The 13,406-nt window shown below is 65.9% G+C and carries 14 protein-coding genes; 9 read left to right on the top strand and 5 right to left on the bottom strand.

The window, feature by feature from the left end; all coding sequences use genetic code 11:
• Nucleotides 1-9 precede the first annotated feature (9 nt).
• The 4 genes from GFY24_RS21915 to GFY24_RS21900 all read left to right on the top strand — a co-directional run bounded on the left by GFY24_RS21915 (nt 10) and on the right by GFY24_RS21900 (nt 1,999).
• The gene (locus GFY24_RS21915) at nt 10-528 is read left to right on the top strand and encodes an ATP-binding protein (RefSeq protein WP_309231158.1); all 519 of its coding nucleotides are present in this window, start codon (nt 10-12) and stop codon (nt 526-528) included.
• Nucleotides 510-1,193 carry a response regulator gene (locus GFY24_RS21910; protein WP_309231157.1) on the top strand — a complete coding sequence of 228 codons (684 nt, stop codon included), beginning with the start codon at nt 510-512 and terminating at the stop codon, nt 1,191-1,193. Before GFY24_RS21915 ends, GFY24_RS21910 begins: the two co-directional genes overlap by 19 nt.
• A gap of 32 nt (nt 1,194-1,225) precedes the next feature.
• Nucleotides 1,226-1,432: a hypothetical protein gene (locus GFY24_RS21905; RefSeq protein WP_153806910.1), complete on the top strand. Its 207-nt coding sequence runs from the start codon at nt 1,226-1,228 to the stop codon at nt 1,430-1,432.
• A gap of 165 nt (nt 1,433-1,597) precedes the next feature.
• Nucleotides 1,598-1,999, top strand: coding sequence for a VOC family protein (locus GFY24_RS21900; protein ID WP_309231170.1), 402 nt, complete (start codon nt 1,598-1,600; stop codon nt 1,997-1,999).
• Between the two features lie 25 nt (nt 2,000-2,024).
• Here GFY24_RS21900 and GFY24_RS21895 read toward each other — a convergent pair whose 3' ends face one another.
• Together GFY24_RS21895 and GFY24_RS21890 are read right to left on the bottom strand one after the other, a co-directional pair.
• Nucleotides 2,025-2,642, bottom strand: coding sequence for a class I SAM-dependent methyltransferase (locus tag GFY24_RS21895; protein WP_153806909.1), 618 nt, complete (start codon nt 2,640-2,642; stop codon nt 2,025-2,027).
• A gap of 38 nt (nt 2,643-2,680) precedes the next feature.
• Nucleotides 2,681-4,066 carry a S9 family peptidase gene (locus GFY24_RS21890; protein WP_153806908.1) on the bottom strand — a complete coding sequence of 462 codons (1,386 nt, stop codon included), beginning with the start codon at nt 4,064-4,066 and terminating at the stop codon, nt 2,681-2,683.
• Nucleotides 4,067-4,196: 130 nt separating this feature from the next.
• On the opposite strand from GFY24_RS21890, the gene GFY24_RS21885 reads away from it, so the two are divergent.
• From GFY24_RS21885 to dnaE, 3 genes are all read left to right on the top strand, one after another.
• Complete coding sequence (locus GFY24_RS21885; RefSeq protein WP_153806907.1) at nt 4,197-5,447, top strand: serine hydrolase domain-containing protein; 1,251 nt, start codon at nt 4,197-4,199, stop codon at nt 5,445-5,447.
• A 121-nt stretch (nt 5,448-5,568) separates the two neighbouring features.
• Nucleotides 5,569-6,456: a DMT family transporter gene (locus GFY24_RS21880; protein WP_309231156.1), complete on the top strand. Its 888-nt coding sequence runs from the start codon at nt 5,569-5,571 to the stop codon at nt 6,454-6,456.
• A gap of 95 nt (nt 6,457-6,551) precedes the next feature.
• Nucleotides 6,552-10,100, top strand: coding sequence for a DNA polymerase III subunit alpha (gene dnaE, locus GFY24_RS21875; RefSeq protein ID WP_309231155.1), 3,549 nt, complete (start codon nt 6,552-6,554; stop codon nt 10,098-10,100).
• 27 nt (nt 10,101-10,127) lie between these two features.
• Here the strand turns inward: dnaE and GFY24_RS21870 are convergent, their stop codons facing one another.
• Together GFY24_RS21870 and GFY24_RS21865 are read right to left on the bottom strand one after the other, a co-directional pair.
• Complete coding sequence (locus tag GFY24_RS21870) at nt 10,128-10,262, bottom strand: MspA family porin (RefSeq protein ID WP_309231154.1); 135 nt, start codon at nt 10,260-10,262, stop codon at nt 10,128-10,130.
• A 76-nt stretch (nt 10,263-10,338) separates the two neighbouring features.
• A complete protein-coding gene (locus GFY24_RS21865) occupies nt 10,339-10,578 on the bottom strand; it encodes a hypothetical protein (RefSeq protein ID WP_153806906.1) in 240 nt (79 codons plus the stop codon).
• Between the two features lie 123 nt (nt 10,579-10,701).
• On the opposite strand from GFY24_RS21865, the gene GFY24_RS21860 reads away from it, so the two are divergent.
• Together GFY24_RS21860 and ilvA are read left to right on the top strand one after the other, a co-directional pair.
• Nucleotides 10,702-11,139 (top strand): nitroreductase family deazaflavin-dependent oxidoreductase, encoded by a 438-nt coding sequence (locus GFY24_RS21860; protein WP_153806905.1) that lies wholly within the window; start codon nt 10,702-10,704, stop codon nt 11,137-11,139.
• Nucleotides 11,140-11,214: 75 nt separating this feature from the next.
• Nucleotides 11,215-12,579: a threonine ammonia-lyase IlvA gene (ilvA, locus tag GFY24_RS21855; RefSeq protein WP_153806904.1), complete on the top strand. Its 1,365-nt coding sequence runs from the start codon at nt 11,215-11,217 to the stop codon at nt 12,577-12,579.
• 87 nt (nt 12,580-12,666) lie between these two features.
• On the opposite strand, the gene GFY24_RS21850 is transcribed toward ilvA, so the two are convergent.
• Nucleotides 12,667-13,344: a response regulator transcription factor gene (locus GFY24_RS21850; RefSeq protein WP_228566526.1), complete on the bottom strand. Its 678-nt coding sequence runs from the start codon at nt 13,342-13,344 to the stop codon at nt 12,667-12,669.
• Between the last annotated feature and the right edge of the window lie 62 nt (nt 13,345-13,406).

Genomic DNA, 13,406 nt, shown 5'->3' with positions numbered 1-13,406 from the left:
AACACCTGGGTGGCGGCGAATCTCGGTGCGCCGGTGGATGTCACGACCGTTCTGGGCAATCTGCTCGACAATGCCATCGAGGCCGCGAGAGAGCAGGCCGCCGCGGGCGGCACCGACGTGGCACCCGCGCCGGAATGCGGTACCGATGAGCCGCCGGTGGTGGAGGTCGAACTGGTGCAGGAGGGTGAGACACTTCACCTCACCGTCGCGGACAGCGGTGCCGGAGTAGCGGTGGATCTGGTGGATTCGGTGTTCAGCGAAGGGGTTTCGACGCGCTCGGGCAGCGGTGTCCCGGGCGGGCGCGGGGTGGGACTGGCGCTTTCCCGACAGGTCGCGCGGGCGCGCGGCGGCGAAGTGTGGCTGGCGCATCCGGGCGGGGGAGCGGTCTCGTCCGTCGAGCCGGACGGATCCGGGCCTGTTGCGGCCACGGGGCGTGCGGCCGAAAAGCCTTTGCGGGGTGCGGAGTTCATTGCCCGGCTACCGGGTGCGCTGACCGAGGGAGAACCGGCGTGGGCCGAGCAGAAGTGAACGTCCTGGTCGTCGACGATGACTTCCGGGTGGCGAATATGCACGCCGGAATCGTCTCGGCGCTACCGGGATTCACCGTGGGCGCGGTGGCCAATACCATGGCCGCCGCGCGCGCCGAGATCGAGCAGGGCGGGTTCGACCAGGCCCTGGTCGATGTCTACCTGCCCGACGGCTCCGGCGTGGACCTGGTGCGCGAGATCCGCTTCGACGCCATGATGCTCACGGCCGCAACCGAATCCGAGACGGTGCGGGCCGCGCTGTCGGCCGGTGCGCTGGGTTATCTGGTGAAGCCGTTCGATCATGCCGCGCTGGCATCCCGGCTGGCCGGATACGCCCGATATCGGCGCATTCTGTCCGCCCCCGAGGTCGCGGCGGCCGAGGTCGATGCCGGCCTGCTCGCCCTACGTCCCGGTGCGTCCACGAACAGCGCCGCGGCGCAGTCCGCCGTGGCCGCCTCGCCCACGAAAGACCTTGTGCTGCAAGCGGTGCGGGGCGCCACCGGCCCCATGTCGGCCGCGCAGGTCGCGGCCGCCATCGGTATCTCCCGTGCCACCGCGCAGCGCTATCCGGCCGCGCTGGTCGGCACCGGCGGTGTGCGCATGCAATTGCGTTACGGCAGCACCGGTCGTCCGGAGCAGGAGTACTTCGCGGGGCCCGTACGCTGAGATCGATAGCCACTACGGAAGGAAATACCCTCATGCGCAATCGTTTCCGTGCCGGAGTCCTCGCGAGCGCCCTGCTGCTCGCACCGTTCGCCGCCGTAGCCACCGCTTCGGCCGTACCGCTCGACCAGGCTCCGGTGCAGAACGCCGATGTGGCGGGCACCGTCTGCGTTCAGCAGTTCCCGCAGAGTGTGATCTGCCTGCTCAGCACGTTCTCGGCCTCGGCGTCGGCGCAGAAGTAGCGCGGCTCGAAGTTAGCTGGTTACGCCGATCATCCTGTGATGCCTGCCACAGGATGGTTGGCGAATCGACCATTCGTTGGCTAACTTCGATGACGTGGCGGTGCTCCTGTCGGCCGACTCGCACCGGTCCAGGGTCGGGATCGCCACGGACACAGGAGAATTCCCATAACTATTCAGTTCAACCACACCATTGTCGCAAGCAATGACAATCGCGAGACCGCCGAATTCTGGGCGGATATCCTCGGATTGGAGGTGGGGGCGGAGTGGGGCCCGTTCATCGCACTGCCGGTGCACAACGGCGTCACTTTCGACTTCGCGAAGAGCCCGCCGGATATTCCGGGCGGCATTCACCCCACTCATTACGCCTTCCTGGTCTCGGAGGACGAATTCGATTCGGCCTACAAGAAGATTCAGGAGCGTGGTCTCACCTACTGGGCGGACCCGCGCATGCAGGCCGAGAACGAGATCAACCACAATGACGGTGGCCGCGGTATCTACTTCACCGATCCCAATGGCCACTATATGGAGCTGATCACCGTTCCGTACGGTGGCTGGCCGGAGAAGTAGTACCCGGAGCGGGGCGTCGGCGATTTCACGCCGAAATCGCCACGCCCCGCGACAGCGCACCGATGAACTTCGGCAACTTGTGCTCGTAGAAGCAATCCACTTCGCGAATCTCGAAGCCCGCCTCCTCGATCATCGCGCGAATATCGCGATTCAAATTGCAGCCGCCGAAGAGTTTCCGCTGCACCGGATTCAAACGGTGCTGCCATTTCTGTACCCCGGCATCCGGGGCGAGCCCGTGTTCGACGAAGTGAAAGGTGCCGCCGGGCACCAGCACTCGTCGCAATTCCGCCAGCGCGGCCTGCGCGTCGGGAATGGTGCACAGTGTCCAGGTGGACAGCGCCGAATCGAAACTGTTGTCCGCGAACGGCAGTGACTGCCCGTCCAGACCCGCCCGCTCGACCGGGACCTTGGCCGCAGCCAGGCGCTTGCTCGCCATTCGCCAGCCGGTATCGACCGGCTCCACCGCGGTCACCGAATCCACCGCGCCCGGATAGAACGGCACATTGCGGCCCGAACCGAAACCGATCTCGACCACCCGCCCGTGCAGGCCCTCGCAGGTCAGTTCGCGTACCGGATCGAGCATGCTCGCCCCGCACGACAGATCGACGATCCGGGGCAGGACCTGGTTCTCGTAGATGCCCATGTCAGCTCTCCCTCACTAAATCTGTTGTGTGCCAGGCACTAACGGTTCGCCGGGAAACGCTGGGTGAGCCAGGCGGTGTAGTAGTCCAGCACCTGCGGGTCGATGGTCGTCTCGATGGTGGAGTACTCGCCCGGCAGTCCGCTGTTCGCCGGTTGCATCAGGTGATCGAGTCCGTCGAAAACATGCACGGTGGCATCGGGATCGGCGGCCAGCAGGGTGCGCGCGGGACCTTCATTCTGTATGGCGAGCACCTGTACATCCTTACCGCCGTACACCGCGAGCACCGGAATCCGCAGGGCCGAAAGCGCCGGGGCCGGATCGTAATTCGCCAGTGCCAGCATGCTCGTGGTCACCGAGCGGTCGATGACCTCCGCACTGGCGCGCTGGTCGGCGGGGAGCGAATCATTGTGCTCGTGCGCGAATTTGCGTGCCGCCGCCAGATCGCCACCGCCCATCACCTCGGTGAGCTTGGTGATGTAGCCGACCTGAGCGGCGACCTGCTCCGGGGTGGCTCCGCTCGTGGTCATGATCAGCCGGTTCTGTTCGATGAGCACCTCGGAGCCGCGCACCGCCGGTCCGGCCATCAGAATCGCGAAGGCGACGCCGCTGTCCGGCTCGGCCGCCACCAGCGGCGCGAGGTATCCGCCCTCGCTGTGGCCCAGCAAACCGATGCGTTTGCCGTCGATCTCCGAACGCCCGTGCAGGAACGCCACTCCGGCCGCCACATCCCCGGCCAGATCCTGATAAGAGGCTTCGTCGCGCTTGCCCCCGGTGCCACCGACACCGCGATCGTCGGTGCGCAGCACGGCATAACCGGCACGCGTCAAAGTGTCCGCGATCAGCAGGAATGGCTTATGCCCCGCGATTTCCTCATTGCGATCCTGCGCCCCGCTGCCGGTGATCAGCACGACCGCGGGATGCGGTCCGGCGCTCCGCGGTTCGGTCAGCGTGCCCGCGATGGTGATATCGCCGCTGCGATAGCTGACATCCTCGGACCGGTACGGCCACGGCGGTTTCGGCTCCTGCGGGCGGGCCGGAGCCTCGACCTTGCCGCGAGTCAGATTCAATGGGAATTGCGTGCCGGACTGGCTGAACTGGCCCTTGATGGTGTCCGCGCCCTTGTCGAAGCTCCCCTTGAACGATGGATCGCCCGGGATCCCGGGAATGGTCCACTCCACCTGCCCCGGATCGTTCCTCACCCCACCGAGCTCCTTGCCCGACACCCCTTGCGCCGGAATATCGATGGTGGCCCTACCGCCATCGGTGAAGCTGACCCCCACCGCCAGCGGCTGGTCCGGGATCTCGATACTCCCGTGCCAATCCCCGGTGATCCCGGCCGGTGTATCAGATTTCGACGAACAACCCGAGGCCGCCAGGGCCACCACGACCAGCACACTCAACGAGAGAGATCGCAAGGCACGCATGCCGCCCAGCGTACGCGGCGGTAACACCCGGATTACCGATCAGACACTCGAAATAACCTCTGGGCCTTGGCCGGTAACTCTCCGGTTCATCCCATTGCCCGGCACCATGCGCGGCTCGTACCGTGAGCCGATGAGCAGTGTCGCCATCGCACCCGGTCTCGCGGATCTACCCACCGGCGTGGGCGGTTACGCGACCTCCGAATTCGGCCCCCTGGTAAAGACTTTCGCACGTCTGATGGGCGGGCAGCCCGGAGCAGGCGGTGCGCTCACCGTGCACCTGCGCGGCACCCCGCTGGTCGAGATCTGGACCGGTGAATCCGCCCCCGCCACCCCCTGGACCGCCGATACCGGCGCGATAGTCTTCTCCGCCACCAAAGGCATTGCCGCGACGGTCATCCATCGCCTCGCCGACCGCGGCCTCATCGACTACGACACCCCCGTCGCCGCCTACTGGCCCGAATTCGCCGCCAATGGCAAAGAGCGAATCACCGTGCGCCACTTGCTCTCCCACCGCGCGGGCCTGTCCGGCCTACCCGAAATCGCCGCGGGCCTGGACGACATCCTCGACCACCGCCTGATGGAACAGCGCCTCGCCGCCGCGAAACCCGACCACCTGCTGGGCACCCCCACCTACCACGCCCTCACCTACGGCTGGCTCCTGGCCGGACTGGCCCGCGCCGTCACCGGCCGCGGTATGGCCGAGCTGTTCCGAACCGAAATCGCCGCCCCCCTCGGCACCGACGGCATCCACTTGGGCCGTCCCCCAGCCACTTCCGCCACCACCGCGGCGACCATGCACGGCGGCCGCCTCGCCTTCATCGGCACCACCTACATCTCCCTCATCCTCGGCCGCACCCACACCCTCCCCGGCGCACTCGGCGCGGCAGCCCGCGCCCTCCTGCTCCCCGGCCTCGAAGACTTCCTGGAGGGCGAGGCCCCACCCATCCTCGACACCGAACTCCCCGCCGGAAACGGCGTCTGCACCGCCACCGGCCTGGCCACCCTCTACAGCGCCCTGGCGAATGACGGCATGTCCCAAGGCCGCCGCTTCCTCTCCCCGTCGACCATGAAAACCATGCGCCGCATCGAGTCCTACTCCCTCGATCACGCCCTCTTCTACATCCCCATGCTCTGGCACATGGGCTACCACTCCCTCCCCATGCCCGGCGCCCGAGCGGGTTTCGGCCACGTAGGTCTGGGCGGCTCCTTCGGCTGGGCCGACCCCCGCCGCGGCCTCTCGGTCGGCTTCGTCCACAACCGCCTCTCCCTCTCCACCCTCACCACAGACCAGTTGGCCACAGCCTGGGTCCTGCCCCTGACCCTGCGCTGCGCCCGCACCACCCGCCGCTCCACCCAACCCGCCATCCCCCGCGCCGCCTGAGTTGCCGCCGAGTGTGCACTCACGGCGGTGATTCCCGGATTTCGCCGCCCTGACTGCACACTCGCGGGGTGCCCTGCCGGTCGGTAGGTGCCGTCGGAGGGCGGGGCGGCAGACTGGGGGAGTGCAGCTTCCTGTGGGTGCGGTGATTTGTGCGTTTGTGGCGGCTCTGCTGTTCGCGGTGTCGGCGGTGGCGCAGCAGCAGGCGGCCTCGGAGGTGCCCGAGGGGGAGGGGCTCATGCGGGCCCTGGTGCGGAATCCGCGGTGGTGGGCCGGAATGATCGGGGACGGTGGGGGATTCGCGTTTCAGGTGGCCGCGCTGGCGTTGGGGTCGGTGCTTATTGTGCAGCCGATTCTGGTGAGTGCGCTGGTGTTCGCGCTGCCGATGGCGGCGCGGTACAGCGGGCGGAAGACCACCGCGGGGATGTGGGCGAACGCATTGGCATTGTCGGTCGCGCTGGCGGTTTTCCTGATTGTCGGGGATCCCACCGAGGGGCTCGACAATGCGCCCTGGCATCGGTGGCTCTTGCCGCTGGGGTTGGTGTTCGGGGTGGTCGTGGCGGGGGTCGTCGGTGCTCGGGTCGTGAAAACGCCTGCGCTGCGGGCACTTCTGCTCGGTGGGGCGGGTGGCACGCTGGTGGGTGTGTCGGCCGCGTTGACCGCGAATGTGACTCGACTGTTCGGGCAGAGCGTCAGCGGTGCTCTCACCGGCTGGCAGTTGTACGCGTTGGTCGCCACCGGCATCGGCGGCGTCTACCTGCAGCAGCGCGGGTATCAAGCGGGGTCGCTGGCCGCGTGCCTGCCGGCGTTCACGATCGCCGAACCACTGGTTGCCGCGTTCATCGGAATCGCCGTGTTGGATGAACGGCTCCGGAGTGGTCCGGTGGGGACCGCCTTCGTCCTGGTGGCGGTTGTCGTCATGTGTGTTGCCACCGTTGCGCTCTCGCGGGCGCAGGCGGGCGAGCCTCTCGAAGCCGGTGATTCCGCACCGGTTTCGCAGCTCCGCGAGTGACCTTCACCACGACACGCGGACCGCGAAACGCCGTACTCCCAAGTCGCCTCCGCGTGCCTTCGGAACTCGTCGGTGGGGGCGCTTAGTATGTCTGCGTGTCAGCCTCGTCGGGATCATTCGTCCATCTCCACAACCACACCGAGTACTCGATGCTCGATGGCGCGGCGAAGATCACGCCTCTGTTCAAAGAGGCCAAACGGCTGGGCATGACCGCGGTCGGCATGTCCGACCACGGAAACATGTACGGCGCTTCGGAGTTCTACAACTCCGCCAAGAAGCTGGGCGTCAAGCCGATCATCGGCATCGAGGCGTACATCGCGCCGGAGTCCCGGTTCAACACCAAGCGCGTGCAGTGGGGCGATCCCTCACAGAAGAGCGATGACGTCTCCGGTTCGGGTGCGTACACGCATATGACCATGGTCGCGGAGAACGCGACCGGTCTGCGGAACCTGTTCAAGCTGTCGAGCCTCGCGTCCATCGAAGGCCAGCTCGGCAAGTGGGCGCGTATGGACGCCGACATCATCGCCGAGCACGCGGCCGGCATTATCGCCACCACCGGCTGCCCCTCCGGCGAGGTGCAGACCCGCCTGCGCCTGGGCCAGGAACGCGAAGCCCTCGAGGCCGCCGCCAAATGGCAGGAGATCTTCGGCCCGGAGAACTTCTTCCTCGAGATCATGGACCACGGTCTGTCCATCGAGCGCCGCGTCCGCGAGGGCCTGCTCATGGTCAGCAGGGAACTGGGCATCCCGCCGCTGGCCACCAACGACTGCCACTACGTGCACGAGACCGACTCGGGTAATCACGAGGCGCTGCTCTGCATCCAGACCGGCAAGACGCTCTCCGATCCCACCCGCTTCAAGTTCGACGGCTCCGGCTACTACCTCAAGTCCGCCGAGGAGATGCGCGCCATCTGGGATACGGAAGTCCCTGGGGCCTGCGACAATACGGTCCTCATCGGCGAGCGCGTGCAGCCCTACGACGATGTCTGGGAACACCGCGACCGTATGCCCGTCTTCCCGGTCCCCGAGGGCGAGACCCAGGGCAGCTGGCTGCGGCACGAGGTGATGGAGGGCCTGAATCGCCGCTTTCCCAATGGGATTCCGGGCGACTACCTGCCCCGCGCCGACTTCGAACTCGACGTCATTATCGAGATGGGCTTCCCCGCCTACTTCCTCATCGTCGCCGACCTCATCAACTACGCCCGTTCGGTCGGCATCAATGTCGGCCCGGGCCGTGGTTCGGCCGCCGGTTCGCTGGTCGCCTACTCCATGGGCATTACCAATATCGACCCGATTCCGCACGGTCTGCTCTTCGAGCGCTTCCTCAATCCCGAGCGCGTCTCCATGCCCGATATCGATATCGACTTCGACGATCGCCGCCGCGGTGAAATGGTCCGCTACGCCACCGAGAAGTGGGGCAGCGACCGCGTCGCCCAGGTGATCACCTTCGGCACCATTAAAACCAAAGCGGCACTGAAGGATTCGGCGCGCGTCCAGTTCGGCCAGCCCGGCTTCGCCATCGCCGATCAGATCTCCAAGGCGCTGCCGCCGCCGATCATGGCCAAGGACATTCCGCTCTCGGGCATCATGGATCCCGAACACGAGCGGTACAAAGAGGCCGCCGAGGTCCGCGAACTCATCAATACCAATCCGGACGTCAATAAGATCTACGAGACCGCCCGCGGCCTCGAGGGCCTGATCCGCAATGCCGGCGTGCACGCCTGCGCGGTCATCATGTCGTCCGAACCGCTCACCGACGCGATTCCGGTGTGGAAGCGCGCGCAGGACGGCGCGATCATCACCGGCTGGGATTACCCGTCCTGTGAGGCCATCGGCCTGCTGAAGATGGACTTCCTGGGCCTGCGCAACCTGACCGTCATCGGTGACGCGCTGCTCAATATCAAGAACAACCGCGGTATCGACCTCGACCTGGACACGCTGCCGCTCGAGGACCCCGCCACCTACGAATTGCTCGCGCGCGGAGACACTCTCGGCGTCTTCCAGCTCGACGGTGGCGCCATGCGCGACCTGCTGCGCCGCATGATCCCCACCGGCTTCGACGATATCGTCGCCGTGCTCGCGCTGTACCGCCCCGGCCCCATGGGCATGAACGCGCACAACGACTACGCCGACCGTAAGAACGCGCGGCAAGAGGTCAAACCTATCCATCCGGAGCTCGAAGAGCCTCTGAAGGTCATCCTGGGTGATACCTACGGCCTGATCGTGTATCAGGAACAGATCATGCAGATCGCGCAGAAGGTCGCCGGGTACTCGCTCGGCCGAGCCGATATTCTGCGCCGCGCCATGGGTAAGAAGAAGGCCGAAGTCCTGGAGGCCGAATTCGAGGGCTTCGAAAAGGGCATGATGGACAACGGCTTCTCCAAGCCCGCCATCAAGGCGCTGTGGGACACCATTCTTCCGTTCGCCGGCTACGCGTTCAATAAATCGCATGCCGCGGGCTACGGCCTGGTCTCCTTCTGGACCGCCTACCTCAAGGCCAATTACCCGGCCGAGTACATGGCCGGTCTGCTCACCTCCGTCGGTGACGACAAGGACAAGGCCGCCATCTACCTGGCCGACTGCCGCCGCCTCGGCATCCAGGTGCTGCCCCCGGATGTGAACGAGTCCGAAATCGAATTCGCCTCCGTCGGTGGCGATATCCGCTTCGGTATGGGCGCGGTCCGCAATGTCGGCGCGAATGTGGTCTCCTCGATTATCGCCGCGCGCAAGGAGAAGTCGAAGTTCACCGACTTCTCCGACTACCTGAACAAGGTCGACGCGCAGGCCTGTTCGAAGAAGGTCACCGAATCCCTCATCAAGGCAGGCGCTTTCGACTCGCTCGGACATCCGCGCAAGGGCCTGCTGCTGGTGCACTCCGACGCCATCGACGCGGTCATGTCGACCAAGAAGGCCGAGGCCATCGGCCAATTCGACCTCTTCGGCGGCCTGGACGACGACGATTCCATGGCGAGTGTCTTCAATGTGAAGGTGCCCGACGAGGAGTGGGAGTCCAAGCACAAGCTCGCCCTCGAACGCGAAATGCTGGGCCTGTACGTCTCCGGGCATCCGCTCAATGGTGTCGAGCATGTGCTTGCGGCACAGTCGGATACGGCCATCCCGACCATTCTCGAGGGTGATGTCAAGGATGGCCAGCAGGTGACCATCGGCGGTATCTTCGCCAGTGTCACCCGCCGCGTCAACAAGAACGGCCTGGCCTGGGCATCGGCCCAGTTGGAGGACCTCACCGGTGGTATCGAGGTGCTGTTCTTCCCGCAGTCCTACTCGGTCTACGGCATGGATGTCACCGAGGACGCCATCGTCCTGGTCAAGGCCCGGGTCTCCGCCCGCGACGATCGCATCTCGCTGATCGCCAATGACCTTGTGGTGCCGGACCTTTCACATATCGGCGTGGAGAAGCCGCTCTCGGTGATCATTCCGACCCGGCTCTGCACCCCCGACAAGATCGGCGCGCTCAAGCGGGTCCTGAACAGTCATCCCGGCACCGCGGACGTCATCATCAAGCACGTCGGCTCCCGCGAACGCACCACCACCCTGAAAGTGGCCGACAACCTACGGGTTTCGCCCTCCTCGGCCCTCATGGGCGATCTCAAGGCGCTACTCGGGCCGGGCTGCCTGGCGAGCTGAGCCGTCGGCGCGTGGGACGTGCCGCGTTCAGAGCCAGGTGGGGTCGCCGAAGACCGCGCCGCTGTCGTCCACTTCGGCGGATTTGGCGTAGAGGTAGGTGTATTGGCGGATCGATACCGGGCCGGCGCACTGATTGACCGAGATATGGAAGTCGCGGATCACTATTTAATAGGCAAACCGCATGATTCGGCCGAATGGCACGTACCGACTGGTCGCGATTGAGATAAGGCCGAAAGTCTCAGTTCGGGCTGCGTGCCGCGTGCCGTACGAGCGCGAGTACCCAGCGCACCGCCATGACGGTCGCACCCGCCAGCACGGCGGTCTGCGCGGAAGCGGTGACCAGCAGCAGAATCAGGGCGATGACCAGCCCGGCGGCGAGGGCCTCGAGCTTGAAAACCGGCCAGGCCGTACCCGCGATATTCACGGTCGCGAGGCGCGCGCGAGGGCGGCGCATCTGCGTTGGGTGAACCACTGCCATCTGATCAGGCTACCCGCAGTCCGAAAGTTCGGGCAAACGAACTTTCTGTCGGACACGCCACAGCGGGTCGGACACGCCACCGCGGCTGGAACATTTCGAGCCCCCGCCGGTGTTAGCTGGGTCATGCCACTAACCGGAGAGTATGAACCCAGCCCTACCGATTGGGCCCGTGAGCAGGCAGAGCTGTACGAAGGCTCGAACGGCGCGGAGGGCAGCGTTATGCAAGGTAAGCCCATCATTCTGCTCACCACCCGCGGCGCGAAGTCCGGCAAGCTCCGTAAGACGCCACTCATGCGGGTCGAACACAATGGTGAGTACGCGGTCGTCGCCTCGCTCGGCGGCGCTCCGAAGCATCCCGTCTGGTACTGGAATATCAAGGCCGATCCGCATGTCGACCTGCGTGACGGCGCGGTCGTGAAGGATTACACCGCCCGTGAGGTCACCGGCGATGAGAAGGCCATTTGGTGGGAGCGCGCCGTGCAGGCGTGGCCGGATTACGACAGCTACACCAAGAACACCGATCGCGAGATTCCGGTCTTCGTCCTGTCCGAGCGCGACTGACGTTCATCGCTTTTGTCCATTACGCCGATCGGGTTCGCCCGGTCGGCGTAATGCTGTCCGGTCCGCCTCAGTAGCATGGGCCGGGTGTCGGATCCGGTAGTAGTCGCAGAGAAAGTGTCCAGTCACGTGCCCGAGTTGAGCGCGGACGAAATCGATGCTGCCGCCAAGAGAATTTCCGACATTATCGAGCCGACACCGCTGCAGAGGATTGCGCGGTTGTCGGCGGCGACGGGTGCCGAGGTCTACCTCAAGCGTGAGGACCTCACCGCCGTGCGCTCGTACAAGCTGCGCGGGGCGTACAACCTCATCATCCAGCTCAATGCCGCCGAACGCGCCGCGGGCGTGGTCACGGCGAGTGCCGGAAACCATGCCCAGGGTGTGGCTTTCGCGTGCAAGGCGATGGGGATCCGCGGCCGCATCTACGTCCCGACCACCACTCCCAAGCAGAAGCGTGACCGAATCCGCGTGCACGGCGGCGAATTCGTGGAATTGATCGCCGTCGGCGATACCTATGACGCGGCCGCCGCGGCCGCCGCCGATGATGTGGCGCGCACCGGGGCGACCATGGTCCCGCCCTTCGACGATCCGCGCACCGCGGCGGGTCAGGGCACGATTGCCGCGGAGTTCCTGGAGCAGCTGGATCGAGCTCCCGATCTGGTGGTGGTGCCGGTGGGCGGCGGTGGCTGCCTGGCCGGAATCAGCACCTATCTCCGGGAACGGTCGCCGCACACCATGATTCTGGGTGTGGAGCCCGCGGGCGCGGCCTCCATGACGGCCGCCCTGCTGGCCGGGGGACCGGTCACGCTCCCGGAGATCGACCCGTTCGTGGACGGCGCGGCGGTGCGTCGCATCGGCGGCCTGCCCTACACCGCGGTGTCCCGGCTCGGTGGCGGCGTGCGCTCGCATGCCTCGCTGCCTTTACTGTCCGCGACCGAATCCGGTGCCGGCGCAGGCGCTTTCCGCATGATGACCGTCGATGAGGGCGCCATCTGCACCACCATGCTCGAGCTCTACCAGAACGAGGGCATTATCGCCGAGCCCGCGGGCGCACTGGCCACGGCAGCACTGCGCGAGATCGAAATCAAGCCGGGCTCGATCGTGGTGTGCCTGCTCTCGGGTGGTAATAACGATGTGTCCCGCTACGGCGAGGTCATCGAGCGGTCGCTGGTGCATCAGGGGCTGAAACACTATTTCCTGGTGGACTTTCCGCAGGAGCCGGGCGCGCTGCGGCGCTTCCTGGACGAGGTGCTCGGACCGGACGACGACATCACGCTGTTCGAATACGTCAAGCGCAACAACCGGGAGACCGGTGCGGCGCTGGTCGGTATCGAACTCGGATCGCCGAATGGTTTGGAACCGCTGCAGAAGCGGATGGACGAGTCACCGATTCGCGGCACCCGCCTCGATCCGGGCTCACCCGCCTACCGCTATCTGACCTGATCGACTCGATCCCGGGCAGGGCGGGGAAGAACCCTGCCCGGGACGGTCGTTCGCGATCCACCCCACTGGGATCGCGGGTCTCGCAGGTCAGATGTGCATCAGATAACCGGGGCCGGTCGGATGAATGAGCTGCGGCTCACCGAGTTTGCGGTCCAGCCGGTGGATGACATCCTCCACGCTCGTCAATGACGGTGTCGCACTGCAGTATTCGGCGATCTCGGTGCGGCTGACCATGGTGCCCGCCCGGGTTGCCAGCAATTCCAGCGCACAGAATTCGCGCGAGGTCATGGTGAGTAGTACGCCATTGCGCTGCACCCGGCGGCGCAGCCGATCCACCACCAGATCGCCGACCGTCAGCACCGGTGCCGGTGAACGCGGGCGGCGACCGCACAGGGCCCGCACCCGGGTGGCCAGTTCGCTCAGCGAGAAGGGTTTGGCCAGATAGTCGTCCGCGCCGCTGGCATAGCCCTCCGAGCGATCCGTCGGGCTGTCCCGCGCGGTAATGACCAGTGCCGGGGTGCGATGACCCGAATCCCGTTGCCGCCGAATCAGATCCAGGCCGTCGCCGTCGGGCAGCCCGCGATCCACGATCAGGCAGTCATAGCGGCGCGTGCCGCAGCTGCGCCCGGCCTCGGCGAGATTTCGGGTCAGGTCGACGATGAATCCGGCCTCTCGCAGCCCGGCCGCGACCCGATCGCCCAGATCGTCGTCGTCCTCGCACACCAGAATCCATATGCTGCGGGGCGTCATCCGATCGTCGGGCATGGCGCAACATTGCCATGCCGATTGTGAACGAATTATGAGCGATCGCCGGATATCCGCCGGGC

It is taken from the genome of Nocardia sp. SYP-A9097 (genome assembly GCF_009649815.1).
In the GTDB taxonomy this organism is placed as follows: Bacteria; Actinomycetota; Actinomycetes; order Mycobacteriales; family Mycobacteriaceae; genus Nocardia.
The sequence above is the reverse complement of the archived record's forward strand: the minus strand, read 5'-3'. Positions and strand labels throughout refer to the sequence as shown.

Bases quoted from the DNA above. Each gene is read 5' to 3' on its own strand.
- GFY24_RS21905 (WP_153806910.1), top strand. From the start codon at position 1,226: ATGCGCAATCGTTTCCGTGCCGGAGTCCTCGCGAGCGCCCTGCTGCTC.
- GFY24_RS21895 (WP_153806909.1), bottom strand. From the start codon at position 2,642: ATGGGCATCTACGAGAACCAGGTCCTGCCCCGGATCGTCGATCTGTCG.
- GFY24_RS21890 (WP_153806908.1), bottom strand. From the start codon at position 4,066: ATGCGTGCCTTGCGATCTCTCTCGTTGAGTGTGCTGGTCGTGGTGGCC.
- GFY24_RS21885 (WP_153806907.1), top strand. From the start codon at position 4,197: ATGAGCAGTGTCGCCATCGCACCCGGTCTCGCGGATCTACCCACCGGC.
- GFY24_RS21865 (WP_153806906.1), bottom strand. From the start codon at position 10,578: ATGGCAGTGGTTCACCCAACGCAGATGCGCCGCCCTCGCGCGCGCCTC.
- GFY24_RS21860 (WP_153806905.1), top strand. From the start codon at position 10,702: ATGCCACTAACCGGAGAGTATGAACCCAGCCCTACCGATTGGGCCCGT.
- ilvA (WP_153806904.1), top strand. From the start codon at position 11,215: ATGGGCCGGGTGTCGGATCCGGTAGTAGTCGCAGAGAAAGTGTCCAGT.
- GFY24_RS21850 (WP_228566526.1), bottom strand. From the start codon at position 13,344: ATGCCCGACGATCGGATGACGCCCCGCAGCATATGGATTCTGGTGTGC.